Consider the following 13771-nt stretch of genomic DNA (forward strand, 5'->3'; position numbering starts at 1 on the left):
CGCAACTATCCGATCAGCAGCGCCGCCGCGACGCTCTTCAGCGCCTCGAGGTAGTCGGCGCGACGGTGCTGCATGCGCTCGCTCGGTCCGGCAAGCGAAAGGCCGACGGGCAGCTCGCCGATCCAGCCGGCCACCGCCAGGCCGTCGACGCCGTCGGTGCCTTCGCCCAGCGCCTCGGCCCAACCCTGCTCGCGGCTCTTGACCACCGCGCTGCGAAAGCGCTTGGGGTCCGTGATGGTGCGCCGCGTGATCGGCTTGAAGCTCATCTTGCCGAGCATGGCGCCCAGCTCCTCGTCCGACTGCAGGCCCAGCAGCGCCTTGCCGAGCGCGGAGGCCCGCAGGTTCACCCGGTCGCCCACCTCGACGACGTAGCGCAGGGGCTGGCGGCTCGACTGCGCTGCCACCACCTTGGCGGCGTCGTTGTCGAGGACGCCGAAGAAGGCGCTCTCGCCGGTCTTTTCCACCAGCTGCTCCACCGCCTCGCGGGCGACGGTAGAAAGCGGGTCGTTCTCGTTGATTTGCTGGGCTGCCTCCCACAGACGGGCGGTGGGGTAGTAGCGCAGGGTGCGCGAGGTCCGCATGAGATAGCCGGCCGTGTGCATCGTGTGCAACAGGTCGAGGCTGCTGCTGTCCGCCACGGACAGCATGCGTGCCACGTCCGAGTTGGACAGTGCGCGCTTCTCGCGCGCAAAGATCTCGATGACGGCAAGGGTGCGCGTCGCGCCGGCGACCAGGGAAGGCATCAGATTCTCCGAACGAAAACGCGTAGTTTCGCAAGATTCGGCAACGCCTCGGCCGGAGGGCGTCCTACCGTGCGCCGAAGAAGGCCTGGCGCGCGGCGGCCGGCAACCTCATTCCGGTGGCGTCCGCCTTCTTCAGGACGCTCCAGAAATAGCGGTAGGTGGCGCGGTCGTGCAGTTCGCCCTCGTACTGGATCGGGCCCCAGTCGTTCGCCTGGGCGGCGAGCAGGATCTTCGTGCCATCGGCCACCTCCTGGAAGTCGGGTCGCATCGCTTCGATGATCGGCACGATCTGCGCGGGGTAGATGCTCCACATGCGTTGGAAACCGAACTCGTCGCGCGCTCGCCGCGCATCGCTGCCGATCACCTGCGCGTCCTTGAGGTTCAGGCAGACGTTGTGCGCGGGCACGACGCCGGCGGCAAGTGCTGCGGCCGTGACCTCGGCCTTGGCCCGCGCGAGCAGCCGGTGCTCGAACTGGCCCGGGCTGCGCATCGCCGAGGCCGGGATGGCGCCGTGATGGCCGCTCACGAAATCCATGAGGCCGAAGTCCAGCACCTCGAGGTGGGGCAAGGCGGCGATGGCCTGCACCTCGCGCAGCGCGCCATGCGTTTCGATCAACGCATGGATCGGGACCGGTGCGGTCCGGCCCGCGCCGCGCGCCACGCGCTGCACGGCATCGATCACCTCGGCCACCTGGGCCGCCGAGGTTGCCTTGGGAATGGTGACGTAGGCCAGGTGTTCGGCCGCCGTGCCGACCACGATCTCGACATCCTGGCGCCAGGCCGGATGCGAAGGGTCGTGGATGCGAACGCCCAGCTTTTTATGGCGGTTGTCGGGTGCGTTGATGCGGGTGGCGACCATCTGCGCGTGGGCCTGTTCCTCGCCGGCGCGGGCACCGTCCTCGCAATCGCAGGTGATGTCGAAGACGGGCCCGAGTTCGTCCTGGAGCGCCAGTGCTTTGAGGATCAGCTTCTCGCTGCCGGCGAAATGCTCGCACGCGGCGAGCACCGGAAACGCCTTCTCGCCGGAAAAGAGGGCCTGGTCGGGGTGAACGGGGTGGGTCATGGGTGTTGTCGATGGATGCGTTTTTTGGGAAGGGCAACGGTGAGGTCGAGATCGAGCACCGTGTGCGGATCGGGCGGCTCGCTGGGCGCGGTGAAGCGGATCTGCTCGGTGGCCTCGACGTTCTTGGCACCCACCATGCGCAGGCGCAGGGCACCCACCGGCGCGCCTTCGAAGTCGAGGCACTCGACGACTTGGGTCGCGCAGCGCAGGGTGTCGCCCGCGAAGGTCGGCGCCACGTGGCGGCCGCCGTGGATGGCCAGGATCGACAGCAGGTTCTCGAAGCCGTCGTAGGCCAGCGCCTTGCAGATCGACATGACGTGGCCGCCGTACACCAGGCGGCGCTGCATCGGGCTCCGCGCCATCGTGGCGGCATCGAAGTGGGCCTTGGCGGTGTTCTGGTAGAGCCGCGTGGCCAGGCTGTGGTCGCTGTCGTTGAGGGTCATGGCCGCCGGGTGGTCGATGCGCTCGCCGACGGCGTAGTCTTCGTATTGATCGCTGCAGCCCGTGACGCGCGGTGCGCTCGCCACCTGTTCGCCGAAGACCTGCAGGGCGAGGGCGTCCGGCGCGACATGGGCGGCCAACGATGGCAGCACCGGCTCGCCACAGGCCGCGGCCGCATCCCGCTTGTGGACCATCACCCAGCGCACCCAGCCCAACACTTCGCGGCCGTGCTGGTTGCGCGCGCTGGAGCGTACGTAGACCACCCCGCTGCGTCGGTTGGCGTTCTCCTTGAGCCCGATCACCTCGCTCTCGACGCCGAGGGTGTCGCCGTCGAACACGGGCTCCAGGAAGCGCAGTTCGGCATAGCCGAGGTTGGCCACCGCGTTGAGCGAGATGTCCGGCACGGTCTTGCCGAAGGCGGTGTTGAAGACCAGAAGGTCTTCGATTGGGCGCCGTGCGAAGCCGAGGGCCTGTGCGGTGGTGTCCGCGCTGTGCAGGCAAGCGCGGCTGCCGGTCAGCGCGATGTACAGGCTCTGGTCCGCCAGGCCGAGGGTGCGCGGCGTCGCATGCGCGAAGCGCTGGCCGAGGTGAAAGTCCTCGAAGAAGTTGCCGCTGCGTTGCTTGCTCATGCCGATGCCTTGCCCAGCAGCGCGTCGGAGATGATGCGTTTCTGGATCTCCGAAGTGCCTTCGAAGATCTTGGTCAGGCGCGCGTCGCGCCAGTAGCGCTCGGCCGCGAAGTGGGTCGTGTAGCCGGCGCCGCCGTGGATCTGCAGCCCCTCGCTCGTCACCTGCTCGCTCATCTCGCTGGCGAAGAGTTTGACCATGGCCGCCTCTGTGCTGCAGCGCTCGCCCTCGTCGATCTTCAGGCACACGGCATGCATCAGGCTGCGCGCGGCTTCGATCTGCGTGGCCATGTCGGCCAGCTTGAAGCGGATCGCCTGGAAATCGCCGATGGCCTTGCCGAACTGATTGCGGTCCCTGGCATAGGTGAGAGAGTCTTCCAGCGCGCCTTGCGCAAGGCCGATCGAGCGCGCGGCCGTGTGCGCACGCGCCGTCTCCAAGCCGGCGGTGGCCAGGTAGAAGCCGCGTCCTTCTTCGCCCACCATGCTGCCGGCGGGCACGCGGCACTTGTCGAAGGCCAGCTCCCAGGTGGTCCAGCCGTGGTAGCCGATCTTCGGGATCACGCTGCCCTGGCAGCCATGCGGCAATTCTCCGCGCGGCTTGTCCACCATGAAGGCGGAGATGCCGCGGTGGCGGGCCTTCGGATCGATCTTCGTATCGGTGCGCGCGAACACCAGGATGAAGTCGGCCTGATCGGCGAAGGTGCACCAGTACTTGCTGCCGGTGATCTCCCAGTGGTCGCCGTCGCGCACCGCGCGGCAGGTGATGTTGGCGACGTCGGAGCCGGCATTGGGTTCCGACAAGGCGAAGGCGCCGAGGTACTCGCCGCGCGCCATGCGCGGGAGGCACGACTGCTTGCGCTCGGGGCTCAGCGACTTCAGGGCGCCGATCAGTCCGTTGCCGCGCGCGATCAGGCTGGCGACGCTCATCCAGCCGCGCGCCAGTTGCTCGGCCACCAGGCAGTATTCGAAGGCGCCCAACCCCAGGCCGCCGTATTCCTCGGGAATCAGGATCGAGAAATAGCCGAGCTCGGCCATCTCGTCGATCAGCTCGCGCGGGATGGCGCCTTTTTCGGGGTCGAGCTTGTTGGCCAGCGGCAGCACGCGCTTCAGGGTGAATTCGCGCGCGGCCTCCTGGATGAGCTTGCGCTCCTCGGTCAATGTCTGCATGTCGGTTCCTGTGATGTGAAGTGCCGTGCTCAAGCGACGACACGTTGCGCGCGCAGTTGCGCGACCTCTTCCGGCCCGAGACCGAGGCCGTGCAGCACCGCATCGGTGTGCTCTCCCAACAGGGGTGCGCGGCGGTGGATGCCGCCCGGTGTCTCGCTGAGCTTGATCGGCACGCCGGCAATACGCACCGGCGTGCTGCAGCCCGGGTGCTCGACCTCGACCAGCATCTCGCGCTTGGCGAAATGGGGGTCGTCGAAGATGTCGCGCGCCGTGTAGACCGGGCCGAACGGCGTGACGCCCCCCAGCTGCCTCGCCAACTCGGCCTTGCTGTGGCGGCGGGTGAACGCCTCGACGGCGGCGATGACATCTGCCGCATGGTCCACGCGCGCAGGGTTGGTCGCGTAGCGCGGATCGTCGACCATCTCGGGCCGGCCGATGATCCGGGCCAGCTGGCCCCACAGCTTCTCGTCGGGGCAGGCAACAGCGACCCAGCCGTCGGTGGCCTCGAACAAGCCGAAGGGACACAGCAGCGGGTGGCGGTTGCCTTCCGGGCCGGGCGTGCGGCCTTCGTACGACTGCTGGTAGACGATGCGCTCGCACAACGCGAGCACGCTGTCGGCCATCGCCACGTCGACGAACTGCCCGCGGCCGGTGCGCTGCGCATGGTGCACCGCGGCCAGGATGCCGATGCCGAGCATCAGGCCCGGCACGATGTCGCCGATGCCGGGACCGATCTTGGTCGGGCCGCCCTCGGCCGTGCCGGTGATGCTCATGATGCCGCCCATGGCTTGCGCGACGACGTCGTACGCGGGCCAGTGGGCGTAGGGGCTCTCACCGCTGCGCGGATCGCCGAAGCCGCGGATGGCGGCATAGACCAGCCGTGGATTGGACTCGCGCAACTGCTCGAAGCCCAGGCCCAGCCGCTCCATCACGCCCGTGCGGAAGTTCTCGACGACCACGTCGGCGTCGCGCACCAGGCGCTCCAGCAGTGCGCGGCCCTCGGCCTGCTTGAGATCGATCGCGATCGACGACTTGTTGCGGTTCACGCTCTGGAAGTAGCCGCCGAAGGCGCGCAGCTGATCGTCGGGGCGGAAGGGCCCGGAGGTGCGGATGCCGTCCCCGGCGAGCGATTCGATCTTGATCACCTCCGCGCCGTGATCGGCCAACACCTGGGTGCAGACCGGCCCTGCCAGCATCTGCGTGAGGTCGATCACGCGCAGGCCGGCCAGTGCGCCCGGTGCGTCTGTCGTCCCCTTCATGTCAGTCCACCGTGGCGCCGGAGCGCTGGATGATGTCCTTCCACTTGCTGCGCTCGCCCTGCACGAAGCTGCCGAACTTCGCGCCCGACAGCATCAGCGGCGCGCCGCCCATGCGCGCGAGACTCTCGACCACGGCCGGATCGCGCAGAACGGCATCCAGTTCCGTCTTCCAGCGATCGACCGCCGCCGCGGGCGTCCGGGCCGGGAAGAACAGGCCGATCCACGACGTCGACTCGGCGGCCGGATAGCCCGCTTCGGCAATCGTCGGCACCTGCGGCAGCGCGGCGAGCCGGTTGGGACCCGTGACCGCGAGCGCGCGCAGCTTGCCGGCCTCGACGTGGCCCAGCGTGGTGATCGGGTAGTCGAAGCTGAGGTCGACCGTCCCGCCCAGCAGGTCGTTGATGGCCGGCGCGCTGCCGCGATAGGGCACATGGACGAATTTCACGCCGGCGACGGCCTGGAACAGCTCGGCGGACAGGTGGGTGCCGGTGCCGTTGCCGGCCGAGGCGACCGTCAGCTTGCCGGGATTGGCGCGCGCGTAGTCGGTGAGCTCCTTGACCGTGCGGTATGGGCGACTGGCGTTGACGACCAGGATGTTCGGGATCGAGATCAGCGCATGCACGGGCACGAAATCGCGCTCCGGGTCGATATGCAGGTTCTTGTAGAGGAACTGGTTGGTGGCCTGCGTGCCCTGGGTGCCCATCAACAGCGTGTAGCCGTCCGGTTCCGCCCGGGCCACCGCTTCGGCGGCGAGGTTGCCGCCGGCGCCGGCCCGGTTGTCCACGATCACCGTGCGGCCCAGGCGCTCGCCCACCTTGGTCGCAATCAGGCGTCCCAACTGGTCGGTGATGCCACCGGCCGGCCCGGGCACCACCAGGGTGACGGTCTTGGACGGATAGGCCGTTTGCGCGACCGCGGCGGGCATCTGCGCGAGCACGGCGAGGCCGGCGAACAGGGCGAGGACGAGGCGCCGGGCGCGGCGCGCCTTCGGCTTGGACAAGGGCAGTTTCATGGGGTGTCTCCGAGGGTTGGCGGGATGAAAACGCATGCGGGATCGAAAAAAAGGAACTCGACATCAATCCGACGTGGCGTATAGTAATACGCATCCTCGGATTAGACGAATCTTTTTTTGGACCCCGCCCATGCCTTCCGTGATCCCTGCCGTCAGCCGGACGCTGGCCGTCTTCGAGGTCTTTGCCCGCGAGCGACGGGAGCTCAGCAATTCCGAGATGGCGCGGCACCTGTCACTGGCGGAGAGCAGCTGCTCGGACCTGCTGCACACCTTGCACACGCTGGGCTACCTCAACCGCACGCCGCGGTCGCGGCGCTTCTACCCCAGCGCCCGCCTGCACCAGGTGGCGCGGCAGGTGACCGAGAACGACGCCTTCCTCACCCTGGCGCGCGAGGCGGTCGACCAGCTGGCCGAGCGCACCAACGAAAGCGCCTTCTTCGGCGTGTTGGACCGGCACGCCGCCAAGATCGCCGCCGCCCAGCCGAGTCGGTTGCCGCTGCGCTACATCCTCGATGTGGGCGAGCGGGTGGCGCTCAATGCGTCGGCACTCGGCAAGGCCCTGCTCGGGGCCTTGCCGGCGCCGGCGCTCACCGCGGAACTCGAGCAGCTGCGGCTGCGCGCCGTGACTTCCGACACCGTGGTCCGGATCGACACCCTTGCGCAGCAGCTCGAGAAGAGCCGCGACGCGGGCTGGTACGAAACGCGCGGCGAGGGCATCGAAGGGGTGCGCGCGCTGGCGGTATCGGGCTGGCTCAACGAGCAGCCGGTCGCGCTGTCGCTGGCCGGGCCGACCGAGCGCATGGATCGCAACCACGACATCTACCTGCGGGCGCTGCGCGAATCGAGCAGCGCACTGCTGGCCGATCACGAAACCACCACTTGAAACAGGAGAGACTGATATGGACCTCGGATTGAAAGACCGCGTCGCGATCGTGACCGGATCGGCGCGCGGCATCGGCGCGGAAACGGCGCGCATGCTGGCGCGGGAAGGCATGGCGGTGGTCATCACCGACCTGGACGCCGACGCCGCGCAGCAGACCGCGCAGGGCATCGTGGCCGGGGGCGGCCGCGCCATCGCCACGGCTTGCGACGTGCGCAACGAGGCGCAGGTGCGCGCCATGGTGGAGGCCGGACGCGAGGCCTTCGGCCGCATCGACGTGCTGGTGAACAACGCCGGCCTCGTGAAGGACCGCACGCTGCTCAAGATGGACGAGAGCGACTGGGACCTGGTGCTCGACGTCACGCTCAAGGGCGCTTTCCACTGCTGCCGCGCAGCCATCCCGCACATGCAGGAGCGCAAGTGGGGCCGCATCGTCAACATCACCTCGCGCGCGCTGTTCGGCAATCCAGGCCAGGCCAACTATTCCAGCGCCAAAGCCGGGCTGGTCGGCTTCACGCGGGCGCTGTCCTTCGAGCAGGCGAGGAACGGCATCACGGTCAACGCGATCGCGCCGGGCTACATCGAGACCGAGTACATCAAGAGCCTGCCCAACTACGAGACCATCAAGGCCAACGTGATGGCCAAGAACCAGGTCACCTTCCCGGGCCAGCCCGAGGACATCGGCGGCGCGGTGGCCTTCATGGCCTCCGAGCATGCGCGCTACATCACGGGCACCACGCTGTTCGTCACCGGAGGCCGCTATGGCTGAATCCGTGGACATCGACGGCCTCGACGCCGACCAGATCCTGCTGCGCGACAACATCCGTCGCTATCTCAAGGACAAGGTCGGCCCGCTGATCGCCAAGGCGGAGGCCGACAAGCAGTTTCCCTACGAGGTGCTGACCGGCCTGATGGACTTCGGCTACCTGGGCGGCACATTGCCCGAGGCGGATGGCGGGCTGGGAATCGACTTCCCGACCTGGGCCGTGATGATGGAAGAGACCGGCTACTGCTGGCTCTCGCTGCGCGTGATGGTGAACACGCTCAACATCGTGGCCGGCATCATCGGCGCCTACGGCACCGAGGCGCAGAAGGAGCGATTCATGCGCCCGCTGCTCAGGAACGAGCGGCGCACCTTCGTCTCGATCTCCGAACCCGACGTGGGTTCGAACGTGGCCGAGATCAAGACCCGCGCCGACAAGCGCGGCGACCGCTACGTGCTCAACGGCAACAAGCTGTGGATCACCGGCGGTCTCTTCGCCGACTTCGGCATCGTGGTGGCGCGCACCTTCAGCGAGAGCTGCAATGGCGAGCTCTCGCTGTTCCTGGTCGAGAAGGCGGCCACGCCCTTCGAGGTGCGCCCGGTCGAGACCATGTTCGTTCGCAGCACCGGCACCGCCGCCTTCCATTTCGAGGACGCCGAGATCCCGGCCGCCAACCTGATCGGCACCGAAGGCCAGGGGCTGCGGCAGATCCTGATCGGCCTGAACTTCGGGCGCCTCAACGTGGCGATGGGTGCGGTCGGGGCTGCCCAGTCGGCGCTCGACCTGTCGGTTCGCTATGCGCTGGACCGCAAGCAGTTCGGCCGGCCGATCGGCTCCTTCCAGCTGGTGCAAAAACACATCGTCGACATGACGATGAAGACCCAGGCCGCCCGCGCCCTGGGCTACCGCGCCGCCCGTGCGATGCAGAGCGGCCAGCCATCGCGCCTGGACTGCTCGATCGCCAAGCTCTATGCCACCGAGGCGGCGCACGAGGTCGCCAACCTCGCGCTGCAGGTGCACGGCGGCATGGGCTACGCCACCGAGTGCCCGATCGAGCGCATCTTCCGCGACACCCGCGGCGGCCTCATCCCCGAAGGCACGACGGAAATCCAGACCCTCATCATCGGCCGCGAGATCCTCGGCATCTCGGCCCTGACCTGAACCACGAGACATACACCATGACCACCACCCTTGAAACCTCCTCGGTCGTCGATACGGCCGCAGGCCTGTCGATCTACTGGGAGGACCTCCCGGTCGGAACCCGCTACAGCACCTCGTCGCGCACCATCACCGAGGCCGACGTGGCCGCCTTCGCCGCGCTCACCGGCGACATGAACCGACTGCACGTCGATGCCGAATATGCCAAGGCCTCGGTGCACGGCCAGCGCATCGCGCACGGCATGCTGGTCGCGTCCTTCATGGCCGGCCTGACCTCGCGCTCGATCCCGAACCAGCTGATGGAAGGGGCGCTCTTCGGCGTGCTCGAGAACACGGTCAAGTTCCCGAAAGCCACCTTCATCAACGACACCATCCGTGTCGACATCGAGGTGGTCGAGCAGCGCGCGACCAGCAATCCGGGGCGCGGCATCGTGCGCTTCGTGCGCAAGGCGATCAACCAGCGCGGCGAGGTGGCTTGCGAGCTCGGCGCCACCTGCCTGCTCAAGCGCCGCGAGCCGGCCACCGCGCCATGAGCGCGCTGATCGTCTTCCCCGACCTGACCCGGTTGGTCCGTCCGCAGTCGATCGTGCTGGTGGGCGCCTCCGACAAGGCCGACAGCATCGGGTTCCGGACGCTCGAGAACATGACGACCCATTCGCGCTTTCAAGGCCGGCTGGACCTGGTCAATCCGGGCCGCAAGGAAATCGCCGGCCGCGCCTGCCTGCCTTCGGTGCGCGACTTGGCCTCGGCGCCCGACGTGGCAATCCTCGCCGTGCGCGCGGACCGGGTGCTCGAATCGCTGCGCGAGTGCGGCGACGCCGGCACGCGCTTCGCGATCGTCTTCACCTCGGGCTTCGGCGAGACCGGCGCCGACGGCCGTGCTGTGGAAGCCGAGATGCGCGCCATCGTCGCGCGCACCGGCATGCGCATCTATGGGCCCAATTGCCCGGGGCTCAACAACATCAACGGCGGGTTGGGCATGAGCTTCTCGCCCGCCTGGCGCATCGACCGCCTGCCGGGACCCATCGGCGTGGCGACGCAGGGCGGGGGGCTGGGGCGCTCCTTCATGCAGGCGATGGACCGCGGTGTGGGCACCGGCCTGTGGTGCTCGGGCGGCAACGAGGTCGACCTGGAGGTCAGCGACTACATCCACTACATGGCCGACGCGCCCGACATCGAAGTGATCGTGACGGTGCTCGAAGGGGTGCGCGACGGTCCGCGCTTCATGGCGGCCGCCTTGCATGCGGCCCGCCGCGGCAAGCCGATCGTGGCGCTGAAGGTGGGCAAGTCGGACTACGGCGTGAAGGCGGCGCAGTCGCACACCGCTGCGATCGCAGGGTCGGCCGAGATCAACGCCGCGGCTTTTCGCGAACTGGGCATCGTCGAGGTGGACGACATCGACGAGATGATCGATGCCGCCTCGATGCTGGCGCGCGGCAAGCCCACGGGGCGCGAAAAGATCGCGCTCTACAGCTTCTCGGGGGGCACGCTGGCGTTGGCGGCCGACCATGTCGGCGTCGCCCGGCTCGAACTGTCGCGCTTCGCGCCGCAGACCCTGGCGGCCTTGGGCAACGCACTGCCTTCCTACGCCGCCTTCGACAACCCGGTCGATGTCACGGCCGAGGTGCTGGTCGATTCGGCGCTCACCGACGTGACGCTCAAGGCCACTGCCGAAGACCCGCACACCGACCTCGTCGTGGTGCCGATCCCGGTCGAGTACGGCCGGACCACCGAACTTCTCGCCAGCTCGATGGTCAAGGTCCAGCAGACCGTGGCGACGCCGATCGTGCCGGTCTGGATGAGCGACCGCAGCGGCGCCGGGCAACGCATCCTGATCGACGGCGGCCTGATGCCGATGCGTTCGCTGCGCGGCATGGCGCGCGCGCTGACGCGCTACATCGGCTATGGCCGGTGGCGTGCGGGATTGCAGCCGGATTGGCGTCCCCTGGGCTCCGCTGCCCATCCGCAGGCGGACGCAACGGCGACTGTGAGCCTGACCGAAGCGGCGGCCAAGGCGGTGCTGAAACAGTGCGGCGTCACGGTGCCCGCCGGCATCGTCGTCGCTTCGGTGCACGAAGCCGGCCGTGCCTTCGAGGCGCTCGACGCGCCCCAGGTGGCGATGAAGGTGGTCAGCGCGGCCATCACGCACAAGACCGACGTCGGCGGGGTGCGTTTGGGCATCGCCTCCGTCGCCGAGGCGCGGGCGGCCTTCGAGGGCATCCACGCGAGCGTCGCGGCACATCACGAGCCGTCGGCGATCGATGGCATCCTGGTCGAGCCGATGCTCGCGAAGCCCTTCGTGGAGGCCGTGGTCGGCATCCACCGCGATCCGGTCTTCGGCCACGTCTGCACCTTCGGCCTCGGCGGCGTGAGCATCGAGCTGTTCAAAGATGTCAGCCGGCGGCTGCTGCCGCTCACGCCGCAGTCGGCGCGCGCGATGGTGATGGAAACCCGTTGCTACCAGCTGCTGGCCGGCCACCGCGGCCAGGGCGCTTTCGACGTCGACGCATTGGTCGATGTGCTGGTGAAGCTCAGCGACCTCGTGGCCCGCCACGCCGACCGCATCGAGGAACTCGAAATCAATCCCCTGGCCGTGCGTCCGCAGGGCAAGGGCGTCTCGGCGCTGGACGCCGTGCTCAGCATTCAACAAGGAACGGAGAATCTCCCATGGTAAAGACCGAGATCGGCTACACCACCACCGACACGATCATGGTGCGTGGCCTCAATCTTTCGACCGAGATCATCGGCAAGTTCGACTTCGTCGACATGATCTTTTACACCACCCTGGCGCGGCTGCCCACGCCGCAGGAAAAGGTGATGGTCAATGCCTTGCTCGTGACCACGGCAGACCACGGCATCACGCCGAGCTCGCTGGCCGCACGCTTGACCTACATCGGCGCCCCCGAGGCCTTGCAGGGCGCGGTGGCCACGGGATTGCTCGGCGCAGGCAGCGTGTTCCTGGGCACGATGCAGAACGCGGCCCAGATGCTGCTCGACGCCGCCCGAGAACTGAAGGCCGACGCGAGCGACGAGGTGGTGCGCGACACCGCGCGCGCGGTGGTCCGGCAATACAAGCAGGAGCGTCGCCCGATCTACGGCGTGGGGCATCCGATCCATGTGGATGGCGATCCGCGTGTGCCGGCGCTGCGTGAGCTGTCACGTGCCAATGGCTACTACGGCCTTCACTGGCGGCTGATGGAAGCAATCAGCGATGTGCTCACGAACGAGATGGGCAAGAAGTTGCCCTTGAACGCCGTTGGGGCCATCGCCTCGATCGTTGCGTGCATGGGCCTCGATCCGCTGGTGGCGCGTGGGCTCGCATTGGTGGGGCGCTCGGCGGGGCTGTTGGCCCACATCCTCGAAGAGAAGCAGGCGCCGATGGCACGCGAAGCCTGGGAACTCGTGCTGCGCGACGACCCGCGCAATGTGCTGCCATGAAGGCTTCGGGTGATGCGCCGCTCTCCGGACTCAGGGTGGTCGACTTCTCCGAGCTGTTGCCGGGGCCGTTCCTGTCGCAGTGCCTGGTGGACCTGGGGGCAGAGGTGACCAAGGTCGAGCGCCCACCGACGGGCGACGGCGCTCGCACGCTGGTGCCGGGCGTCTTCGCGGCCATGAATCGGGGCCAGCGCAATGTGTTCCTGGATTTGAAGGACGAAGGGCAGCGTGCCGAGGCGCAGGGCCTGGCGGCCGAAGCGGACGTTTTGCTCGAGGGCTACCGGCCCGGCGTGATGGCCCGGTTGGGGCTCGGCTACGAGGCGTTGCGGGCCCGCAATCCGCGGCTGATCTATGTGTCGATCACGGGTTACGGGCAGACGGGCCCGCTTGCCGCCGTGCCGGGACACGACCTGAACTACCTCGCCGCTGCCGGTGTGACCGCATTGTCGGGGCGCGCGAGTGAGGCGCCCGAGCACAGCTACGGTATTCCCGTGGCGGATCTCTCGGGTTCGCTCTACGGGCTGGCGGCCACCTTGGCGGCGCTGCAGCAACGGCAACGCACGGGCAAGGGCCAGTGGCTCGACGTCTCGATCACGGATTGCCTGGTACACATGATGAATCCGCGTATCGGGCAGTTCGTCGCCAAGGCGCAATCGAACCTGCAGGCGCAGCGCGACGAGGCGCTGCTGCGTGCAGGCTACGGGGTGTTCAAGACGGCCGACGGGGCATTCATCGCCATCGCCGCGGTGGAGGATCATTTCTGGGAGCGCCTGGTGAAGGCGCTCGATCTCAAGATCGACGACCTGGACACCGGCGGTTTCGCCAAGCGCTGTGCACAGGCCGACCGGATCAATGCCCGGCTGGGTGAGCGGATTGCGGCCCTCGAGGCGGACAGGCTGCGCGCTTGCCTGGTCCGGGCGGATCTCCCATGGTCCGACGTGGTCGAGCCATCCGCGCTTGCCGCCCATCCGCAACACCGCGCGCGCGGCAAGCTGCAGGCCCATGCCAGTGCAGTGGGCAGTATGACATTGAGCCGGTTCCCGGTCAGCCTAGAAGGCATGACTGAACGGCAAGCTGAATGAAAGGAATGAAACCATGAAGATACTGGTCGCAGTCAAGCGGGTCGTCGACTACAACGTCAAGGTTCGCGTCAAGTCCGATGGCACGGGCGTCGACATCGCCAACGTCAAGATGAGCATGAACCCCTTCGACGAGATCGCTGTC

Annotated in this window: 13 protein-coding genes and 1 pseudogene; 8 read left to right on the forward strand and 6 right to left on the reverse strand. The window is 68.0% G+C overall.

Going from position 1 to position 13771, the window contains the following annotated elements:
• Window positions 1–5: 5 nt before the first annotated feature.
• The 6 genes from QTH87_RS23040 to QTH87_RS23065 all read right to left on the reverse strand — a co-directional run bounded on the left by QTH87_RS23040 (window position 6) and on the right by QTH87_RS23065 (window position 6310).
• The gene (locus QTH87_RS23040) at window positions 6–743 is read right to left on the reverse strand and encodes an IclR family transcriptional regulator (RefSeq protein ID WP_286612412.1); all 738 of its coding nucleotides are present in this window, start codon (window positions 741–743) and stop codon (window positions 6–8) included.
• Window positions 744–807: 64 nt separating this feature from the next.
• Window positions 808–1806, reverse strand: coding sequence for an HpcH/HpaI aldolase/citrate lyase family protein (locus QTH87_RS23045; protein ID WP_286612413.1), 999 nt, complete (start codon window positions 1804–1806; stop codon window positions 808–810).
• Window positions 1803–2876, reverse strand: a complete 1074-nt coding sequence (locus tag QTH87_RS23050) for a MaoC family dehydratase (protein ID WP_286612414.1) — start codon at window positions 2874–2876, stop codon at window positions 1803–1805. Before QTH87_RS23050 ends, QTH87_RS23045 begins: the two co-directional genes overlap by 4 nt.
• Window positions 2873–4039 (reverse strand): acyl-CoA dehydrogenase family protein, encoded by a 1167-nt coding sequence (locus QTH87_RS23055; protein WP_286612415.1) that lies wholly within the window; start codon window positions 4037–4039, stop codon window positions 2873–2875. The genes QTH87_RS23050 and QTH87_RS23055 overlap by 4 nt, the downstream gene beginning before the upstream one ends.
• A gap of 29 nt (window positions 4040–4068) precedes the next feature.
• Entirely contained in the window at window positions 4069–5298 is a 1230-nt protein-coding gene (locus QTH87_RS23060; protein WP_286612416.1) for a CaiB/BaiF CoA transferase family protein, read from the reverse strand.
• A 1-nt stretch (window position 5299) separates the two neighbouring features.
• The gene (locus tag QTH87_RS23065) at window positions 5300–6310 is read right to left on the reverse strand and encodes a Bug family tripartite tricarboxylate transporter substrate binding protein (RefSeq protein WP_286612417.1); all 1011 of its coding nucleotides are present in this window, start codon (window positions 6308–6310) and stop codon (window positions 5300–5302) included.
• Between the two features lie 130 nt (window positions 6311–6440).
• Here QTH87_RS23065 and QTH87_RS23070 point away from each other — a divergent pair, with 130 nt between their 5' ends.
• From QTH87_RS23070 to QTH87_RS23105, 8 genes and pseudogenes are all read left to right on the forward strand, one after another.
• The gene (locus QTH87_RS23070; RefSeq protein ID WP_286612418.1) at window positions 6441–7193 is read left to right on the forward strand and encodes an IclR family transcriptional regulator; all 753 of its coding nucleotides are present in this window, start codon (window positions 6441–6443) and stop codon (window positions 7191–7193) included.
• Between the two features lie 16 nt (window positions 7194–7209).
• A complete protein-coding gene (locus QTH87_RS23075) occupies window positions 7210–7959 on the forward strand; it encodes an SDR family NAD(P)-dependent oxidoreductase (protein WP_286612419.1) in 750 nt (249 codons plus the stop codon).
• Window positions 7952–9115, forward strand: coding sequence for an acyl-CoA dehydrogenase family protein (locus tag QTH87_RS23080; protein WP_286612420.1), 1164 nt, complete (start codon window positions 7952–7954; stop codon window positions 9113–9115). The genes QTH87_RS23075 and QTH87_RS23080 overlap by 8 nt, the downstream gene beginning before the upstream one ends.
• A 17-nt stretch (window positions 9116–9132) precedes the next feature.
• Window positions 9133–9645, forward strand: a complete 513-nt coding sequence (locus QTH87_RS23085; protein ID WP_286612421.1) for a MaoC family dehydratase — start codon at window positions 9133–9135, stop codon at window positions 9643–9645.
• Window positions 9642–11786, forward strand: a complete 2145-nt coding sequence (locus QTH87_RS23090) for an acetate--CoA ligase family protein (protein ID WP_286612423.1) — start codon at window positions 9642–9644, stop codon at window positions 11784–11786. The genes QTH87_RS23085 and QTH87_RS23090 overlap by 4 nt, the downstream gene beginning before the upstream one ends.
• Window positions 11780–12550, forward strand: coding sequence for a citryl-CoA lyase (locus QTH87_RS23095; protein ID WP_286612425.1), 771 nt, complete (start codon window positions 11780–11782; stop codon window positions 12548–12550). Before QTH87_RS23090 ends, QTH87_RS23095 begins: the two co-directional genes overlap by 7 nt.
• On the forward strand, window positions 12547–13629 hold the full coding sequence (locus tag QTH87_RS23100; RefSeq protein ID WP_286612426.1) for a CaiB/BaiF CoA transferase family protein: 1083 nt from the start codon (window positions 12547–12549) through the stop codon (window positions 13627–13629). The genes QTH87_RS23095 and QTH87_RS23100 overlap by 4 nt, the downstream gene beginning before the upstream one ends.
• 13 nt (window positions 13630–13642) lie before the next feature.
• A pseudogene (locus QTH87_RS23105) lies at window positions 13643–13771 on the forward strand (electron transfer flavoprotein subunit beta/FixA family protein); the annotation flags it as partial.

Source organism: Variovorax jilinensis (assembly GCF_030316885.1).
Lineage (GTDB): Bacteria > Pseudomonadota > Gammaproteobacteria > Burkholderiales > Burkholderiaceae_C > Variovorax > Variovorax jilinensis.

Bases quoted from the DNA above. Each gene is read 5' to 3' on its own strand.
- QTH87_RS23040 (WP_286612412.1), bottom strand. From the start codon at position 743: ATGCCTTCCCTGGTCGCCGGCGCGACGCGCACCCTTGCCGTCATCGAG.
- QTH87_RS23045 (WP_286612413.1), bottom strand. From the start codon at position 1,806: ATGACCCACCCCGTTCACCCCGACCAGGCCCTCTTTTCCGGCGAGAAG.
- QTH87_RS23050 (WP_286612414.1), bottom strand. From the start codon at position 2,876: ATGAGCAAGCAACGCAGCGGCAACTTCTTCGAGGACTTTCACCTCGGC.
- QTH87_RS23055 (WP_286612415.1), bottom strand. From the start codon at position 4,039: ATGCAGACATTGACCGAGGAGCGCAAGCTCATCCAGGAGGCCGCGCGC.
- QTH87_RS23060 (WP_286612416.1), bottom strand. From the start codon at position 5,298: ATGAAGGGGACGACAGACGCACCGGGCGCACTGGCCGGCCTGCGCGTG.
- QTH87_RS23065 (WP_286612417.1), bottom strand. From the start codon at position 6,310: ATGAAACTGCCCTTGTCCAAGCCGAAGGCGCGCCGCGCCCGGCGCCTC.
- QTH87_RS23070 (WP_286612418.1), top strand. From the start codon at position 6,441: ATGCCTTCCGTGATCCCTGCCGTCAGCCGGACGCTGGCCGTCTTCGAG.
- QTH87_RS23075 (WP_286612419.1), top strand. From the start codon at position 7,210: ATGGACCTCGGATTGAAAGACCGCGTCGCGATCGTGACCGGATCGGCG.
- QTH87_RS23080 (WP_286612420.1), top strand. From the start codon at position 7,952: ATGGCTGAATCCGTGGACATCGACGGCCTCGACGCCGACCAGATCCTG.
- QTH87_RS23085 (WP_286612421.1), top strand. From the start codon at position 9,133: ATGACCACCACCCTTGAAACCTCCTCGGTCGTCGATACGGCCGCAGGC.
- QTH87_RS23090 (WP_286612423.1), top strand. From the start codon at position 9,642: ATGAGCGCGCTGATCGTCTTCCCCGACCTGACCCGGTTGGTCCGTCCG.
- QTH87_RS23095 (WP_286612425.1), top strand. From the start codon at position 11,780: ATGGTAAAGACCGAGATCGGCTACACCACCACCGACACGATCATGGTG.
- QTH87_RS23100 (WP_286612426.1), top strand. From the start codon at position 12,547: ATGAAGGCTTCGGGTGATGCGCCGCTCTCCGGACTCAGGGTGGTCGAC.